Annotated in this window: 16 protein-coding genes; 3 read left to right on the top strand and 13 right to left on the bottom strand. The window is 63.1% G+C overall.

Features of this window, described 5'->3' with window-relative positions; translation table 11 throughout:
• Positions 1 to 2 precede the first annotated feature (2 nt).
• Positions 3 to 986, top strand: a complete 984-nt coding sequence (locus tag HPA01S_RS11345; RefSeq protein WP_066269984.1) for a LysR family transcriptional regulator — start codon at positions 3 to 5, stop codon at positions 984 to 986.
• Between the two features lie 153 nt (positions 987 to 1139).
• Here HPA01S_RS11345 and HPA01S_RS11340 read toward each other — a convergent pair whose 3' ends face one another.
• The 13 genes from HPA01S_RS11340 to HPA01S_RS11280 form a co-directional block, all read right to left on the bottom strand.
• Positions 1140 to 2060: a LysR family transcriptional regulator gene (locus tag HPA01S_RS11340; protein WP_066269982.1), complete on the bottom strand. Its 921-nt coding sequence runs from the start codon at positions 2058 to 2060 to the stop codon at positions 1140 to 1142.
• A 9-nt stretch (positions 2061 to 2069) separates the two neighbouring features.
• Positions 2070 to 3236 carry a CaiB/BaiF CoA transferase family protein gene (locus HPA01S_RS11335; protein ID WP_084360625.1) on the bottom strand — a complete coding sequence of 389 codons (1167 nt, stop codon included), beginning with the start codon at positions 3234 to 3236 and terminating at the stop codon, positions 2070 to 2072.
• Positions 3233 to 4027 carry an enoyl-CoA hydratase gene (locus tag HPA01S_RS11330; RefSeq protein WP_066269980.1) on the bottom strand — a complete coding sequence of 265 codons (795 nt, stop codon included), beginning with the start codon at positions 4025 to 4027 and terminating at the stop codon, positions 3233 to 3235. The genes HPA01S_RS11335 and HPA01S_RS11330 overlap by 4 nt, the downstream gene beginning before the upstream one ends.
• 26 nt (positions 4028 to 4053) lie before the next feature.
• The gene (locus tag HPA01S_RS11325) at positions 4054 to 5022 is read right to left on the bottom strand and encodes an acyl-CoA dehydrogenase family protein (protein ID WP_066269976.1); all 969 of its coding nucleotides are present in this window, start codon (positions 5020 to 5022) and stop codon (positions 4054 to 4056) included.
• Position 5023: 1 nt separating this feature from the next.
• A complete protein-coding gene (locus tag HPA01S_RS11320) occupies positions 5024 to 6205 on the bottom strand; it encodes an acyl-CoA dehydrogenase family protein (protein ID WP_066269975.1) in 1182 nt (393 codons plus the stop codon).
• Positions 6202 to 6897 carry a CoA-transferase gene (locus HPA01S_RS11315; RefSeq protein ID WP_066269974.1) on the bottom strand — a complete coding sequence of 232 codons (696 nt, stop codon included), beginning with the start codon at positions 6895 to 6897 and terminating at the stop codon, positions 6202 to 6204. Before HPA01S_RS11315 ends, HPA01S_RS11320 begins: the two co-directional genes overlap by 4 nt.
• Positions 6894 to 7565 carry a 3-oxoacid CoA-transferase subunit A gene (locus HPA01S_RS11310; RefSeq protein ID WP_066269972.1) on the bottom strand — a complete coding sequence of 224 codons (672 nt, stop codon included), beginning with the start codon at positions 7563 to 7565 and terminating at the stop codon, positions 6894 to 6896. Before HPA01S_RS11310 ends, HPA01S_RS11315 begins: the two co-directional genes overlap by 4 nt.
• Positions 7555 to 8451 carry a MaoC/PaaZ C-terminal domain-containing protein gene (locus tag HPA01S_RS11305; RefSeq protein WP_066269970.1) on the bottom strand — a complete coding sequence of 299 codons (897 nt, stop codon included), beginning with the start codon at positions 8449 to 8451 and terminating at the stop codon, positions 7555 to 7557. Before HPA01S_RS11305 ends, HPA01S_RS11310 begins: the two co-directional genes overlap by 11 nt.
• Positions 8452 to 8461: 10 nt before the next feature.
• A complete protein-coding gene (locus HPA01S_RS11300) occupies positions 8462 to 9367 on the bottom strand; it encodes an SDR family NAD(P)-dependent oxidoreductase (protein ID WP_066269968.1) in 906 nt (301 codons plus the stop codon).
• 4 nt (positions 9368 to 9371) lie between these two features.
• Entirely contained in the window at positions 9372 to 10544 is a 1173-nt protein-coding gene (locus HPA01S_RS11295; protein ID WP_066269964.1) for an acetyl-CoA acetyltransferase, read from the bottom strand.
• Positions 10541 to 10918 carry a Zn-ribbon domain-containing OB-fold protein gene (locus HPA01S_RS11290; RefSeq protein ID WP_066269962.1) on the bottom strand — a complete coding sequence of 126 codons (378 nt, stop codon included), beginning with the start codon at positions 10916 to 10918 and terminating at the stop codon, positions 10541 to 10543. Before HPA01S_RS11290 ends, HPA01S_RS11295 begins: the two co-directional genes overlap by 4 nt.
• Positions 10911 to 11867 (bottom strand): tripartite tricarboxylate transporter substrate binding protein, encoded by a 957-nt coding sequence (locus tag HPA01S_RS11285; RefSeq protein ID WP_066269960.1) that lies wholly within the window; start codon positions 11865 to 11867, stop codon positions 10911 to 10913. The genes HPA01S_RS11290 and HPA01S_RS11285 overlap by 8 nt, the downstream gene beginning before the upstream one ends.
• Before the next feature lie 749 nt (positions 11868 to 12616).
• On the bottom strand, positions 12617 to 13585 hold the full coding sequence (locus tag HPA01S_RS11280; RefSeq protein ID WP_084360622.1) for a LysR family transcriptional regulator: 969 nt from the start codon (positions 13583 to 13585) through the stop codon (positions 12617 to 12619).
• A gap of 120 nt (positions 13586 to 13705) precedes the next feature.
• Between HPA01S_RS11280 and HPA01S_RS11275 the strand changes: the two genes are divergently transcribed.
• Both HPA01S_RS11275 and HPA01S_RS11270 read left to right on the top strand, forming a co-directional pair.
• Positions 13706 to 14845 (top strand): CaiB/BaiF CoA transferase family protein, encoded by a 1140-nt coding sequence (locus tag HPA01S_RS11275; protein WP_066269958.1) that lies wholly within the window; start codon positions 13706 to 13708, stop codon positions 14843 to 14845.
• Between the two features lie 63 nt (positions 14846 to 14908).
• On the top strand, positions 14909 to 16564 hold the full coding sequence (locus HPA01S_RS11270; RefSeq protein WP_066269956.1) for an acyl-CoA dehydrogenase family protein: 1656 nt from the start codon (positions 14909 to 14911) through the stop codon (positions 16562 to 16564).
• Positions 16565 to 16577 lie beyond the last annotated feature (13 nt).

Raw genomic sequence — 16577 nt, 5'->3', positions numbered from 1 at the left:
ATATGCCAGTCGACGTACGCGCGCTCAGGTGTTTTGTGGCTACCGCTACTGCCGGTTCGATTTCTCGAGCCGCTGAGATGGTGCATCTTGCGCAACCTGCTCTCAGCTTGCAGATCAAGAACCTTGAAGAGGAGCTCGGGGTCATTCTCTTTGAGCGAACTTCCAAGGGCGTGGTCCTGACGGAGTTGGGGCAGAGGTTTTTGACTCAGGCCGTCGACATCCTCAAACGCTTGGACTACGCCTGTGAGGATGTGCGAGAGGGGGCGAAGAACCCTTCCGGCACAGTTTCCATAGGTCTTTCCCAATCCGTAGCGAAGCTGCTAACGGTCCCGTTGGTCCGCGAGACTTTGGTCCGTTGGCCAGACATCCGTCTGCAAGTCGTCGAGATGAGCACAGGGTACATTCCCAACAGTTTGATCAGCGGCCATCTGGATATTGGGGTTACCTTTCATGCTCAAAGTGCAGCAGGGCTGCATTTTGAGCAACTGATAGAAGAGGAGTTGGTGCTGGTCGGTTCTCCTGGCAAGCTTTTCACCATGACCAACGGCCGGCCAGAGTCGCTACTGTCTATCCCTGCTGCGCAGATTTCAGGTTATCCGCTAGTTCTTCCGGCGAAGCTGCATGGGCTCAGAACCCTGGTTGACAGCGTCCTTCTGGGCAACGGCGTGGAACTCAAAGTAATCGCCGAAGTGAATGCCATCCCCGAATTGATCCAGCTCTCGGCTGCGGGCGTTGGTTACACCATTCTTTCATTGGCTGCGGTTCGAGAGGAGCTGCAATCGGGTCTACTTTCAGGTGCCCGCATCAATCAACCAACAATCTCTCGGCCTGTTTACCTAGCTCGCGCCACAACCCGGCCTCAGTCGGCCGCTATGTCGGTGATCCTGGATCTGATGGCTTCACTTGTGCACGGTCTGGTGAGTCGTGGAGATTGGCCAGCGCGACAGGCACAGGCTTACCCTCGACCAGGTGCGAAAGCTCTATAGGCCTACCTGTAGCACCCGGCGCGGCAGGCGCAGAGAGAACTCATGGCGGTCTCGTTCATGAAGCGGTACTTCACTCGGGTTCCCTGGCAAAGTACCGCGCGGTTTCTTAACAGGTCGCCTTCCTCTTCGAACCGACGTATCCTGGCATCACATTCATGGTTGCCTTCTACGTAGATATTCGCGTTCCTTGAGCTGCCGCTCAACGCATTCAAGCAACGCGAACGCAGCGAGCGATGGACGGGTGGCGGTGCGTTGTACCAGCCACAGCTCCAGCGGATGCTTTTGCGCGCCTCGAATGTCAACGACGACCAGGCCCAGGTGGCGAGCGAAATCGCAGATGTAGCCGGGAATGACCGTGATGCCCAGCCCTGAGCGGACCATGCCCAGAACCGATGTCACCATGCCCGCTTCAATCTTGAATTGGATGTCCAGATGAAGTTGCTCGCAGATTCGATCGAAGCTGCGGCGCACGTTGTATGCGCTGTGCAGCCCGACGTGATCATACTTGGCGAGCCCGGCCCAGGAGACCTTCTCAGTCTTCGCGAGAGGGTGATCGGGTGTGCAGACTGCATACATGATGTCCTGAAAGATTGGGCGCGTTGCCAACTCTGCGTCCTCCAGCTCCAGCGAGACGATCCCCATGTCGACCTTGCCATGGCGAACGTGGGTGATGGTCTCGTCTGTGGACAGTTCGTAGAGGTCGAGCTTGATGCCTGGGTAATTGCGGTGGTAGCTGGCCAGTGCATCGCCAAGAAGGCCGTACATCACCATGGGTGAAGCCGCCACGCCCACGATGCCTCGCTCCAGCGAGCGCAGACTGGACATGCTGCGCTCTGCGGCACGCACGGTGCTCAGAATCTGCTGCGCGTAGGCGTAAAAATCGGCGGCTCCTTCGCAGGGCATCACGCTGCGCGTCGAGCGCTCAAACAGCGGTTGTCCGACTTCGCCCTCGAGCTCGGCGCACAACTTGCTGACAGCCGACTGCGTGACGAACGCAGCGCGTGCCGCAGCCGTGAAGCTACGCAGCTCGTACAGAGCGCAGAAGACGCGAAGCTGCTTGAGGGTGATGTTCATGCTAGTGGTTCAAGCCCCGCCGAAAGCCTCCGGCTTCTTAGTCATGTTTGGGGCCTGAGATGGCGCCAGACTGCGGATGGAGCCGGGTGTGCGGGAAAAGCGGACCGAGACATCGGGCGTGACAAGCATGCCTTCGGTGGGGTGCTCCACGCGCTTGAAGAAGCCGGTGGCGGCAAGGTGAGGATCGTCGAAAAGTTCCGGGATGCCTAGTATCCGTGAATGCGGGATGTCGGCGTTCTCCAGCAGATCGAGCCACGCCTGGGTCGTGCGCTGCGCCACCAGATTGGCCAGGTCCGCATAGAGCTCGTTGAAGCAGCCAGCCCGGGCTTGCGCCGTGGCATAGCGGGGGTCGAGGGTGAGGTCGTCGCACCCCGCCAGTTTGAAGAATCGCTGCCACTGCGCATCGGTGTATGGTAACAACGCGATGAAGCCATCGCTCGTGCGGTACGGCTTGCGGTGGGGCGACAGCACGCGCGCATAGCCGGCGTCACCACGCGGGGGATCGAAGGTGTATCCGCCCATGTGTTCAATCAGCGAGAACGCCACCATGGTCTCGAACATGGGCACTTCCAGGGTTTGGCCCCAGCCTGATTTTTCGCGTTCGTACAAGGCCATCGGAATGGCGTAGGCCAGGGTCAGGCCTGCCACCTTGTCGGCCAGGATGGTGTTGATGTAGGCTGGCGCATCGCCATTGGCACCCTGCAGCGCGGCAAGCCCGCTCATCGCCTGGATGATGTCGTCGAACGCCGGCCGTCCGGCGTAGGGGCCGTTCTGCCCGAAGCCGACAGCAGAGCAGTAGATCAGTCGGGGGTTGCGCGCACATAGCGTTTCAGCGTTCAGACCCAGGCGCGCGAGAGCCTGTGGGCGCACGTTGGAGACGAACACATCGGCACTGTCGGCCAGTCTTAGCAGCTCTTCGCGGTCCGCAGTCTGCTTGGCGTCCAACGTGACGCTGTGCTTGTTGCGGTTCAGGTTGAGGTAGACGGCGCCCATGCCGGTGTGGACGCAAGGGCCGGCTGTTCTGAACACGTCGCCCTCGGGCGGTTCCACCTTGATCACCTCGGCGCCCATGTCGCCCAGAATCTGAGTGGCGAATGGACCCATGCCGACGGTTGTCATGTCGAGCACGCGCACGCCGGTGAGCGGCCCGGCGCTGCCAATGGACTGTGCATTCACGACGCAACCCCTTCGCGCTTGCGCGCCAGAAAAGGGGCCATGTACTCGCGGGGTTCGTTCGTTTCGAAGGACGCACCGAACGTTTGCACGCTGCGGTCCAGCCCGGCTGAGATCGAATCGCTTTCCCAATGGCGCAGCAGCATCTTCTGTGCGCGAACAGCGAGTGGGCCGCTGGCCGCGATGGGCGCGACGCTGTGCTCGACCAAGGCGTCGAGTTGCTCCAGTTCGCAGGTGAACTCCAGAAAGCCCCATTGCCTGGCCTGTTCTGCGTTGACGGTTTCGCCGGTCAACAGCAACCAGTTGGCGGGGCCAGGGCCGATGAGTGCGGGCAACAGCACCGCGTGGATCACGGACGGAATGCCAATGCGCACCTCCGGCATGCCGAAGAGACCGTCGTGCGCGCTCAGCCTGATATCGCACGATGCCGCCAGCTCTAGGCCGGCACCGAGACACAGGCCCGAGATGCGCGCGATGGTGGGCACAGGAATGTCGCGCACGGCATCGCAGAGGTCGCGCAGGTGGGTGATGAAGGCGCGCGCGCTCGCAGGATTGAGTTCGGCCATCTCGAAGATGTTGGCGCCACCCACGAAGGCCTTGTCGTTGACGCCGCGCAACACCACCGCCTTGGCATCGGGCTGGGCGGCGATCCAGCGGCAGGCCTCGGTGACGCCAAGTGTGACGGGCGTTGACAGGATGTTCAGGCTCTTGATGCCCTGGATGTGCAGCGTGTAGACGCCGCGCGCATCGCGCGTGACGCGACTGTGTTGGAACTCGGGTATGGCGGTGTTCATGTGATCGATCTCTGTATGAATGCCGCTCATGCGGCTGCTTGCAGCAGGCTCAGCGACCGCTGTGTGGTGATGGCCAGGTGATAGACACGCTTGAGGTACAGGTGGGCGTCGTGTTCCCATGCGAAACCGATGCCACCATGAACCTGGATGGCCAGCTTGCAGGCGCGTCGACCGACACTGACGGCGAGTCGGTGCGCGGTGCCGGCGAGGTCTGGCGCGAGCGTGCCGTCCGTCGTGGCGCTCAGCAGCGCCCGCAGGGCATACCGGGCGCTGTCCAGCCCCATCCAGGCATCGACCAGCGCGTGCTTGACGGCCTGGAACTGCCCGATCGGGCGACCGAACTGTTCACGTTCCTTGGCATAGGCGATCGCCATGTCGAGCGATGCGCCTGCCGCACCCATCAGGTGGGCGAGTTCAAAAGTGAAGTGCCGCTGCAGCACGGGCAGCACAAGCTGTGATGTCGACGTGCCGGAGGCCACCGCTGCCGGGCCCAGTCGCCCCAGACCGATGGTGGCGTCCATGCCCGGCAGCACATCCACCGTGGACGGCGCATGGCGTTCCAGGCGCCAGGTGCCGTCTTCCACAGGCAGCAGGCGCAGGTATTGCGCGGCCTCGCCGAAGTGCTCGATCCAGCCGTCGTCCTGTTGCACCGAGCTGCACCGCACACTGGCAGGGCAGTCGCGCAGCGGCGACACCAGCAGCCCATCAGCCTGCAGGCTGGCATCGGCTTCCAACAGCGGCATGAGCAGGAAGGCCGTGCTGGCGTAGGGCAATGTCATCAGCGCGCGTCCGGTGATCTCACCCAGCAGCAGTGTGTGGGCACCGTTTTCCTGCTGGAAGTCCCGGCACCCGGCGTCGAGCCAGCCGCCGTCGACCAGTTCCGCCCAGAGCGCTTGCTGTGCCGGTGCGTCGCAGGGCAGGGCCTTGCGCGCATGCGCGATGGAATGCTGTTCACCCACGAGCCGGCCGAAGGTGGACAACAGAAGGGTCGTCATTTCACTTTGCATGGGCACCTCGGTCTTTGGGCAGTCCGAGCGTGCGCTCGGCCACGATGTTGCGCTGGATCTCGGACGTGCCCGCCACGATGGTCTCGGCGCGAGACCAGAGGAACTCGCGGACCACGGCGGCCGGTTCGGGATGGCTGTCGATGGCTTCTGGGCCCAGCAGGGCCGATTCGCCGAGCAACTCCAGGCGGAACTCCTGAACCTGCTGTCGGGTTTCGCTCCAGAGCAGCTTGAGCATGGCGCCTTCGATACCGGGTGTTTCACCCGCCGCCACCGCGTCGAGCACCTTGTCCACTCGCCATCGAACAACGCGGCACTGGTCGACGATGGATTGCAGTCGGTGTTCCAGCACGTGCCGTTCGGCGGGAAGCACGGCGGCGGCGGCCAGTTCGCCCTGCAACTGCGCCAGCTCCTGTTCGAGCATGACCACGCGCGGCAGGAAGTACACGCCACGCTCGTACTCGGCGGCGGCCATCGCGATGCGCCAGCCCTCTCCCTCGGCACCCAGAACCTGATCGGCAGGCACCTCGACGTTTTCGAAGAACACCTCGGCGTAGTCGGCTTCACCAGTGAGTTGCCGTATCGGTTCGACGCGAACGCCCGGTGCTTGCATGTCGACCAGCATGAAGCTCAGGCCGCGGTGCGCCACGCTGGCGGGATCGGTCCGAACCAGTGCGAAGCACCATTTCGCCAGGTGTCCCTGGGTGGTCCAGATTTTGTGGCCGTTGAGAAGCCAGTTGCCGTTCGGCTGGCGGGCCGCTCGCGTGCGCACCGAAGACAGGTCGGAACCCGTGCGGGGCTCGGAGTAGCCCTGGCACCAGATCTCCGTTCCGTTGCGGATGCCCGGCAGGAAGCGGGCCTTCTGTTCCGCCGTGCCGAACATGAGCAGCGTCGGCGCGAGGATGGCGTGCGCGATGCTGTTGATGGGTTGTGGCGCACGGTGCCGTGCGCACATCTCGTGAAATGCGATGAGCGTGGCGGTCGGCAGGGCGCGGCCGCCCTGGTTCTGCGGCCAGGTCAAGGCCACGAGGTCCGTGTCGCACAGCATGCGGTTCCAATCCTGCCGGCAGGACGGCGTGTGTGAGGCGGCTTCGACATGCTGCGTGCGCAGCAGCGTCAGCGCATCGCCCAGCCAAGCGGCCGCATCGTCCAGGAAATGGGATGTTCGGATCATGTGGGGATTTCCTTCAAAGGCGGTGTGCGCGGCAGATCGATCACAGCGACCGGGCCGACCAGGCGAACAGGTCCGGCGATCCACTCGTGCAGCGCGCTGGCGTCCAGGCCTGGAACCAGCGCCCGGGGGACGAAATGGCCATCTCGCAGATCGAAGACACCAATGTCGGTGTAGACCCGGTTGACGACGCCAGCGCCCGTCAGCGGCAGGGTGCAGTGCGGCACGAGGCGCGGTTGGCCTTCGCGCGTGCGCGCTTCCATCATCACCCACAGCGCGCGGGCGCCGATGGCCAGATCCATGGCGCCACCCACCGAGGGCAGCGGGTCGTTGGGGCCGAGCGACCAGTTGGCCAGGTCGCCGCTTGCGGACACCTCGAAGGCGCCCAGCACGCTCACGTCCAGGTGACCGCCGCGCATGATGGCGAACGAACAGGCGTGGTCGAAGATGGCGGCCCCTTCGGTCAAGGCGATGAACTGTTTGCTGGCGTTGATGAGGTCGGAGTCCGGCGACTCGTCGGCACCCAGCAGCCGCATGCCGAGGATGCCGTTCTCGCTGTGCAGGAACACGCCGTGCTCAGCGGCCAGGTGATCAGTCACTTGCGTCGGCATGCCGATGCCCAGGTTCACCACGGCGTTCTTCGGCAGGTCGCGGGCCACCAGCGCGGCCATCTGTTGACGGGCCAGACGTTTCATGCGGTACCGTCCTGCAGGAGTCGATTGACGAAAAGACTGGGTGTGACGATCACGTCGGGCGCCAGCGCACCCAGTGCCACGATCTGCTCGACTTCCACGATGGTCGTGGTCGCGCCCATGCACATGATGGGACCGAAGTTGCGCTGCGCGTACCGGTACACCAGGTTGCCCGCGGCGTCAGCCTGACTGGCGCGGACAAACGCGAAATCCGCCGCGAGCGGCTCCTCGAGCACATAGCCGCGTCCCTGGTACATGCGGGTCTCCTTGCCTTGCGCCAGTGGCGTGCCGAAACCGGTGGGCGTGAAAAACGGACCCAAGCCCGCACCGGCGGCACGGATGCGTTCCACCAGAGTGCCTTGTGGCATCACGTCCACTTGCAGCCGCCCGGCTTCGATCTGTTCACGCAGCACCTCGTTGCCGGGCATGCGGGGGTAGGAGCACACGATGCGGCTCACGCGCCCGGCACGCACCAGACCGAGAAAGCTCGTGTCGCCCGCGCCGGCGTTGTTGTTGATCAGGGTGAGGTCTTTCACACCTTCCTTGTCCAGCAGGCCGAGCAGCAGACGGGCTGGAATGCCCGAACCGCCGAAGCCACCGACGTAGATGGACGCGCCCGACATCACGTCACGCAGCGCCTCGGGGACCGAGTGACAGGTCTTATCGAGCATCGTGGTGTTCCATCTGAATCCAGTTCGCACTGCCCGTGGCCAGGTCTCGTTGGTCCTGTTCGCAGCGGCAGCGGAAGATGACCCCGGATGGCGTGCGCCAGAGCGCCACGGCCACGGTTTCACCGGGGAAAAGGGGGGCGCGAAAGCGCATGTTCAGTTCGCCCAAGCGGTGGTCCTGGTGCTGCCGCAGCTCGTGCTGCAACACACGGTCGACCATGCCGAGCAAGGCGGCGCCATGCAGGATGGGGCGGTCATAGCCGGCACGGCGCGCAGCTGCCGGGTCGATGTGCAGCGGGTTGCGATCGGCGTTGAGCCGGTACAGTGCGGCCTGCTGGGCACTGGTGGGCACGCGCACCGTGTGATCGGGTTCACGCGCCGGGGGGCTGGAGATGGGCGGTGGCATGGCATCGCTCAGCGCCGGATCGCCGCCAGCATAGCCACCATCACCGCGGCAGACGTTGCTCTGCTCGATGATGGCCACGGGCATTTGCGTGATGGCGTCGGACAAGATCCGCCGCGTCAAGACGATTGCGCCCTTGCCTTCGCCCTTGTCGGCGACGTGGCTGACCTCCATCCGGCAGCGCACCTGGCCCGTGGGCGCCAAGTGTCCCGGGAAATGCATGCGCTGCTCGCCGTGCACCACCTGTTGCCAGACAATGCCGTGCTCGGGCGAGCGCATCCAGAAGCCTGGATAGGCCAGCACCGAGGCCTGGGTGGGCAGCGCTCGCAGGACTTCCTCGTACAGGAATTCCGTTTCATCGCCCAGGCCGCCCTCGCCGCCCAGACCGGCGCCCACACCCAATGCGTACAGGATGGTGGCATCGGCGTCGTTAGTCTGCGAGATATCCTCGAAACGCGTGGCCTTCAGGCGGTGGTAATCCAGCATGGGTGTGGCCTCAGATCGGGTCCCAGGCGAACACCTGCGCCGATGTGTCCAGCGGCATGAACGAGGCCTGCAGCGCGGCCATGCCATGCGCGGCGATGGTCTGAGGCGTCCAGCCGTCCGAATGGTGGACCGAGCGCACCGGGCGCGACTGGCTCATGAGGAACATCTCGTTCAACCGGATCGCGAAAATCTGGCCCGACACGTGTGCCGACGCATCGGAAGCCAGGTAGCAGATAAGAGGAGCGATCGTCTCCGGGCCCATGCTGCGGATCTTCTCGACGTGGCGCGCCTGCTCCGGTGTCTTGGACGGAATGGTTTCCGTCATGCGGCTCCAGGCCAGTGGCGCGATGCAGTTCGACCGCACATTGAAGGCGGCCATGTCGAGCGCGATCGCTTTGGACAGGCCGACGATGCCCAGCTTGGCCGCGCAGTAGTTGGCCTGCCCCCGGTTGCCGATGACGGCCGAGTTGGACGTCATGTTGATCAGGCTGCCACCACCCTGCTTGCGGAAGTGCTCGGCAGCCGCATGACACAGGTTGAACGTGCCGTAGAGATGGACCTTGACCACCGCGTCGAAATCCTCGGGCGTGAGGCGGTGGAACATCTTGTCGCGCACGATGCCCGCGTTGTTCACCACCGCATCGACGCGGCCATAAGTGTCGATGGCGGTCTGAATGATGCGTTGCGCCGAGGCGTACTCCGACACCGAATCACCATTGGCCACCGCCTCGCCACCAGCCTGGCGAATCTCGTCCACCACCTGCTGCGCGCTCTGGCCCACGGCGCTCGTGCCGTCCAGGCTCACGCTCAGGTCGTTGACCACCACTCGGGCGCCTTGGGCCGCCAGCGCCATTGCCGCGGCACGTCCGATGCCATTGGCGGCACCGGTCACGACAACCACTTTTTCTTGCAACATGAATTTATCCTCGATGAATGGAAAGTACAGTGCTGGCCTGTGCGCTCAGAACGCCGCCGTTGCCATGCACCAGCGCGGTAGCCGCACCCGAAATCTGGCGCGCGCCGCAGTCCGCGCGCAACTGGCGCACCGCCTCGACGATGCCGAACAGGCTGTACATGCCGGGGTGCACGCAAGACAACCCCCCGCCGTTGGTGTTGACCGGCAATGCACCGCCGGGTGCGATGCGGCCATCGGCGACGAACGCACCGCCTTCCCCCTTTTCGCAGAAGCCCAGGTCTTCCAGGAACAGGATGGGGTTGATGGTGAAGGCGTCGTACAACTGGACGACATCGATGTCGTGCGTCGTGACGCCCGCCCGTTCCATGGCCTGCGGACCGGAGACCCGGGCAGCGGTCACGGTCAAGTCCTCCATGCAAGCGATCTGTCGATGCGAATGCGCCATGGCTGTCCCCAGCACATGGACCGGCTTGCGCGGCCCATCCAGGGCAACATCCGCCGCCTGCACCACCACCGCCGCAGCGCCATCGGTGACCAGGCAGCAGTCGCGCACGGTCAGCGGTGACGAGATCATGCGCGCACCCAGCACGTCTTCCAGGCTCATCGGCTCGCGGCGATAGGCCTCCGGGTTGAGCGCGGCCCAGGACCGGGCCGCCAGTGCCACCTGGGCCAGTTGTTCGCGCGTCGTGCCGTATTGATGCATGTGCCGCTGCGCCACCAGTGCGTAGCCCGTGGGCGGATTGAACGGTGCGTAGGGTTCCTCGAAAGGGAATGGGTCCAACTGCGCGCGGGCGGGGGACGTCGCGGCGATGCTGCCACCGCTGCGCGGCGTGGCGCCATACGCAATGACCACGTTGCGGCACAGACCGGCACGGATCGCGGCGGCCGCGATCAGCAAGTGGCCCACGAACGAGGCGCCGCCGATGCCGGTGCTTTCGGAGAACGCAGGCTGTATGCCCAGGTACTCGGCCAGTTTGACCACCCACATGGAAGATGAGAGGCTGGCACTCATGAGGCCGTCCACCTCGTCCATCTGCAGACCCGCGTCTTGGACTGCGGCATGCACGGCCAAGGACGTCGCTTCAAGATCGGTCAAGCCGCCGGCATCGCCGATGGCCGCGGTCGCGCAGCCCGTGATGGCGATGCTGCCGCGCAGTTGTTGGTCCCAGTGGTTCATGTCGCCATCCTTCGAAACACCACCCGCGCCTGGTCGGTCAGGCGTTCGACCGATGCCCGAACGCGCAGGCCGATTTGCAGATCCGCGCTGCCTGCGTCGAGCAGCGTGGACATCATGCGGAACCCGTCGTCCATGTCGACCAGGATGACGTTGCGTCCGGGTGTCTTGCTGGTGGCGGGAATCTCCGAGTGGCTGTACAGGGTGCCGACCCCCGTGCTCGTGCGCCACTCATGGTCCGCACCGTGGCAATGTGGGCAGTGCGTGCGCGGGAAAAAGAAGGCCCGCGCACACGCTGTGCACCACTGGACTTCGAAGCGCCCTTCGGCCAACGCGGCCTGGAAACGCGCCTCGGGTGATGCAGGGGAATCACTCACCTTTGACATCTGCTTCGGTGATGACAGCCTTCCATTTGGCGAATTCCGCGTCAACGAAGGTGCGGTACTGCGCAAGATCCAGATTGCCGGGCTCGGAGCCCGTGGAGAGGATGTAATCCCGCGTGGCGGTTTGGGCGATGGCGGCGCGCATCTCGCGATTGAGCAGTTCCAGGATGGGTTGCGGGGTACCGGCCGGCGCGTAAACGCCGACCCAGGTGGACAGGTCGAAGTCCCGGAAACCCAGTTCGTTCAGCGTCGGGACGTCGGGGTACCGGGCCTGCCGCTTGGCCGAGGCCACTGCCAGCGGGAGGATCTTGCCGGCTTCCAGATAAGCATTGGCCGTGACCGACTCGGAGATACCGAAGGGCACTTGGCCCGCGACCAAATCGGCCATGGCAGGACCGGCTCCGCGATAAGAAAGGTGAACCAACGAGAGTCCGCTCTGCTTGCGCAACAACTCACCGACGATGTGCGGTGCGCCGCCTGCGCCAGCGCTTCCGTAGCTGACGGAGCCCTCAGCCTTAGCGTGAGCCTGGAACTGCGCAAAGCTCTTGATGCCCTTATTCGCGTTGACCAGCAGGAAGTTGGGGCTCATGGCCAGAAGAGCGACAGGTGCGAAGGCCGTGCGAGCTTCGTAGGGCAGTGGCTTCATTGCGGGGTTGATGACGTGGCTGGTGGCGCCCACCAGGATGGTGTAGCCATCCGGTGCCTGGCGCCTGACGTAATCCGTGGCGATCTGGCCGGTGGCGCCTGCACGGTTCTCGACGATGAACGGCTTGCCCAGCTTGACCTGCAGCGTGGCCGCGATGCGTCGGGTAAGAATGTCCGTCATGCCGCCAGGCGCATACGCAACCACCAGCGTCACAGGTTTGGCCGGGTAGTCGCTGGCCTGCGAAATCGATGCTGTCAGCGCGACAAGGCCGGCGATCACGAAAGTTCTGAGCTTCATCTTTGTCTCCTGGGATGCCCACGCTGTGTGAGCTGGGTGATTGAATGCGATTTCGGGCGAGTGAACTGCAATGCGGTTTGCCATCCGAACTCAAATCATGGGCGTCTTGCATGATTCCATCAAACGATTAATTGTCATCAAGCAATCTATATTTGGAATGAATGTAGGTGCTGTGTACTTATGAAGCGTGGAGCATGAGCCGTCAGGTCGGTTTAGGCCGGCGACTTTCATGGCGGTGTCTTTAGAAAAACCTGTGGTTGATCGCGCGCGATCGCTGGATGAGTCACTTTGAACTCGAGAGCATCAAAGGGGAGGTGATGCCCACCGCTTCTGCCAGATCAATCAAAAGGAGGTGGGCCAGGGATGGTGGGCTGGCGGCGACTGGACCGACAAGGCTTTTGCACTCGATCGTTGGTAGCGCCGGACTTTTTCTGCCGGTCAATCGACCTCGATGACCCGTTCATAAGCGATGAAAGCCATAAGTTCCTGCGGCGCTGACGTCGCAGCAGACTGAGGGCGCGGTCTGGCGCGCGCCAAGTAGACGGGTCTTGAGATCGTTGGTTGGCTGATGTGCGCGCCGGACGGGAGTCCAGATCGCAGTTCCTCTCGAGCCGCAGTCCCGAGCGAGGATGGAGTGGCCCACGCCCGCTGCCGTTGCTCATCAGGCCACTGTCAATCAGGTTCCGAAGTCCAAGCAGCGCCACGCGAACCAAGTGATGGGTTGCAGACCGGGAGCGGCTACCAGCGGATCAGGGTGTGCGATGCACACGTGGTGTCTTGGGGAGGGTGGCCAGTTTGCCGCTTGCGGGGATCCCGTCGGGGGGAGTGGCCAGGTTGCTCTTGCTCCAGCTGCGCATGTGCGCAACGAACTCCAGGAGGACTGGTTCGGTGCTGTCGCGCCTCCAGACAAAGTAAGCGACCGATTGTGACGTGGATCCCTTCAGTGCGACATAACGAACACCCTGCAGGCCAGCATGGATGAACGCGTCTGGAACGACCGCCACACCCCCACCGCGAGCAATGAGGACCAACGCCGTCAGCCAGTGTGTGACCTCGTGTCGCACGCGCGGTGAGAAACCGGCGGCGGCGCACAGGGCGATCACGCTGTCGTAGTAGCTGGGTGACGCGTCACGTGCGAACAGAATCATATCCTCGTGGGCTATGTGCTGCAGGTTGAGTTCACGTTGACCCGCGCGAGCGTGGGTGGCCGGCAGACAGGCCACGAACAACTCTTTGCGGAGGACCAGCGTTTCCATGCCGGCGGGCACGACGCCGGCATGCAGGAAGCCCGCAGCAAGTCGCCCATGAGTGATGGCATAGAGCTGTTCCGCAGAACTCATTTCCCGAAGAGACACGCTTACGTCTGTCGTTTCGTATTCATAGCGGGATATTGCTTCCGGTATGCCGCGCAGAAGCATGCCACCGACGAACCCGATGCGCAGTTGGCCGCGTTTGCCGGCCCCCACATCGCGCGTCATGGCGCAGGCCTGTTCCAACTGAGCCAGCACCTTTAATGCCTCCGGATAGAAAGCGGTGCCAGCGGATGTCAGCGACACCATCTTGGTGTTGCGCTCGAACAGCTGCGTACCAAGTTCCTCTTCGATCTGCTTGATGGCGCTGCTCAAAGGGGGTTGCGACATCGACAACCGTGCCGCTGCCCTCCGAAAGTGCAACTCTTCTGCGAGCGCAATGAAGTACTTTAGTTGTCTGATTTCCATCCTTTGATGATATCTTAACGCTATCAATGGAGTCGAAAATTCAATTGGACTGAATCGTTGGAATTTTTTAAAGTGTTTTCACTCCAGCCAATTGAGAGCGCTGGCGACTATGGAGACATCATGGCAAGTCAGGCGTTTTTGCCGCGCGACGCAGCGCAGCCGGGGGCCCTTGCAGGCATTCGAGTGCTCGACTTGTCGCGCGTTCTAGGTGGACCTTTCTGCACACAGATCCTTGGCGACCACGGCGCCGACATCATCAAAGTAGAGCCGCCGAAAGGCGATGAAACCAGAACCTGGGGACCTCCCTTCAAGGAGGGAACGGCGTCGTACTACATCGGCATCAATCGCAACAAACGCACCATGGTTGTGGACCTGGCCAGCCGGCAAGGGCAGGCGGAGGTACTCGCGCTGATCGCCGAATGCGATGTGCTGGTAGAAAACTTCCGCTCGGGCACGATGGAGCGATGGGGGCTGGATCCAGAGACGCTCCAGCGCAGGTTTCCGCGACTCGTGTATTGCCGAGTCACGGGCTTCGGCGAGACCGGTCCACTGGGCGGGTTGCCTGCTTACGACACGGCCATGCAGGCACTCACTGGCTTGATGAGTCTCAACGGTCCTTCCGACGGTGGGCCGTGCAGGGTCGGCTTCCCGGTGATTGACATGGTCACGGGTCTCAATGCTGCGTTGGGCGTGATGTTCGCCCTGCAGGAGCGCGAGCGCAGTGGAACAGGGCAGTTCGTCGAGTCGGCGTTGTACGACTGTGGTTTGTCCATGCTGCACCCTTACGCTTCCAACTACTTTCTGTCAGGCCAGGCACCGGCCCGGGTCGGCAATGCGCATTCAAACATCTACCCGTACGACGTCTTCGAGACGCAGTCCGTCTCGGTGTATCTGGCCGTCGGCAACGACGGGCAGTTCGCCCGTCTGTGCGGCTATCTGGGGCAAGAGGAATTGGCGAGCGACAGGCGTTTCCGCTCCAACAGCGATCGGTCCATGCATCGCGACGCGTTGCGGGACGTACTCACCGACCTAATCCGGCCTTTCGATGGGAGCCGACTGGCCATCGAACTCATGAAGGCGGGCGTTCCCTGTGGACCGGTGCTCACGGTCGATCAGGCGTTGGCGCACCCGCAAACTGCCGAACGCGGCATGGTTGTGGAGATCGGAGACGGCTACACCGGCATAGGTTCACCTATCAAGCTGTCACGCACACCTGCCACCTACCGGATCGCGCCATCGCGCTTTGGCGATGCGTCTTGAAACCGCGCACTGCAATGGAATGACGGCGGTGCCTTCTTTTTCTACATCCACCTGAGGTCGACAATGTCACACACCCAACCCGACGCGGTACTCGATCCCATCCCCGACAGTCTGGGGCAGAACTTGTATGTGGCCGACGCAGACCTGCATGCGTTGCTTGCGCTCTACCTCGACGCGGCGCTGCTCACGCACCTGACGCCGCACCTGCACCGATTGGGCGAGTTGGCGGGCGGCAAGTTCGAGGAACTGGCATCCATTGCGGACAAGAAGCCGCCGGAGTTGGTCGTTCGCACGAGGCAGGGCCACGATTGCAATGAAATCGTCAAGAACCCTGCTTACATCGAGCTCGAGAAATGGGCGTTCTCGACCTTCGGGCTTGCCGCGTCATCGCATGTGCCCGGTGTACTTGGCTGGCACGCACCACTCCCGGCCGTGGCGAAGTACACGCTGTTCTATCTCTTCTCGCAGGCCGAGTTCGGCCTGACCTGTCCGGTGAATATGACGGACTCTCTGACGCGCACGTTGAAGAAGTACGGTAACCCTGAACTGGTAGAACGCTTCTTCTCACGCCTGACGTCGCTCGACGTCGACACTTACTTCCAAGGCGCCATGTTCATGACAGAGCAGGGTGCGGGCTCCGATATCGCACAGACCGTAACAGTCGCCCGCCGCAGTGGCGCGCACTGGGCGTTGCACGGCGACAAGTGGTTCTGCTCCAACGCGAGCGCAGACCTGGCGATGGTGCTGGCACGGGCGGACGATGCTCCACAGGGCATGGCCGGCGTCAGCCTCTTCCTTATGCCTCGCGTGAAGGCGGACGGAACCGCCAACCACTACCGCATTGTTCGGCTGAAAGACAAGATGGGTACGCGGTCGATGGCCAGCGGGGAAATTCGCCTTGAGGGGGCGGAGGCGTACCTGGTTGGCCAAGAGGGAAAGGGCTTTCAGCAGATGGCCGAGATGGTCAACAGCTCGCGGCTGTCAAATGGTGTACGTTCAGGCGCGCTCATGCGCCGCGCGCTGACAGAGGCGCGATTTGTCACCACCCATCGCCATGCCTTCGGCAAGCGGTTGGCCGACCTGCCGCTCATGCGCCGGCAACTGGAAAAAATGACCCTTCCTACTGAGCAGGCACGTTCGTTCGGATTCCAGGCCGCCCAAGCCTTGCAGAAATCCGACGCAGGTGATGAGCAAGCACGCAAGCTTGTTCGCATCATGACGCCGCTGATCAAGTTTCGCGCATGCCGCGACGCGAGGCAGGTGACCGGTGATGCCATGGAGGTGCGCGGCGGGTGCGGTTACATCGAAGAGTGGACGGAGCCGCGGCTCGTGCGCGAAGCCCACCTTGGGTCGATATGGGAAGGCACGAGCAACATCGTCGCGCTCGACGTGTACCGAGCCATCGTGCGGGAGAACGCGCTGGAGGCATACGGCGCGCATCTGCGCGGGCTGTTGGCCTCCACCTCAAGCGCCTTGACGTATTTGCTGTCGTCTCGCTTGGCCACGGTGCTGGACTATGCGGAGCGATCGGCCATGCAGCGCAAGGATGAAGAGGCGCGGGAAGTGGCATCGGTGCTGTATCACATCGGCAGCGCGGTGATATTCCTCTGGGAGTCGGGTCAACCCGATTTGAACCATCGCGCCAATTACGTGCGCGACGTGGTAGCGCACCGACTGGATCCCAGGTTGCGGCGGCTTGGCCTGCTGGCCGAAGGCTAAAGCGGCAGCAGTG

It is taken from the genome of Hydrogenophaga palleronii NBRC 102513, from assembly GCF_001571225.1.
Taxonomy (GTDB): Bacteria; Pseudomonadota; Gammaproteobacteria; order Burkholderiales; family Burkholderiaceae_C; genus Hydrogenophaga; species Hydrogenophaga palleronii.
Note: the sequence above shows the minus strand (reverse complement) of the source record. Positions and strands in the feature narration are given on the sequence as shown.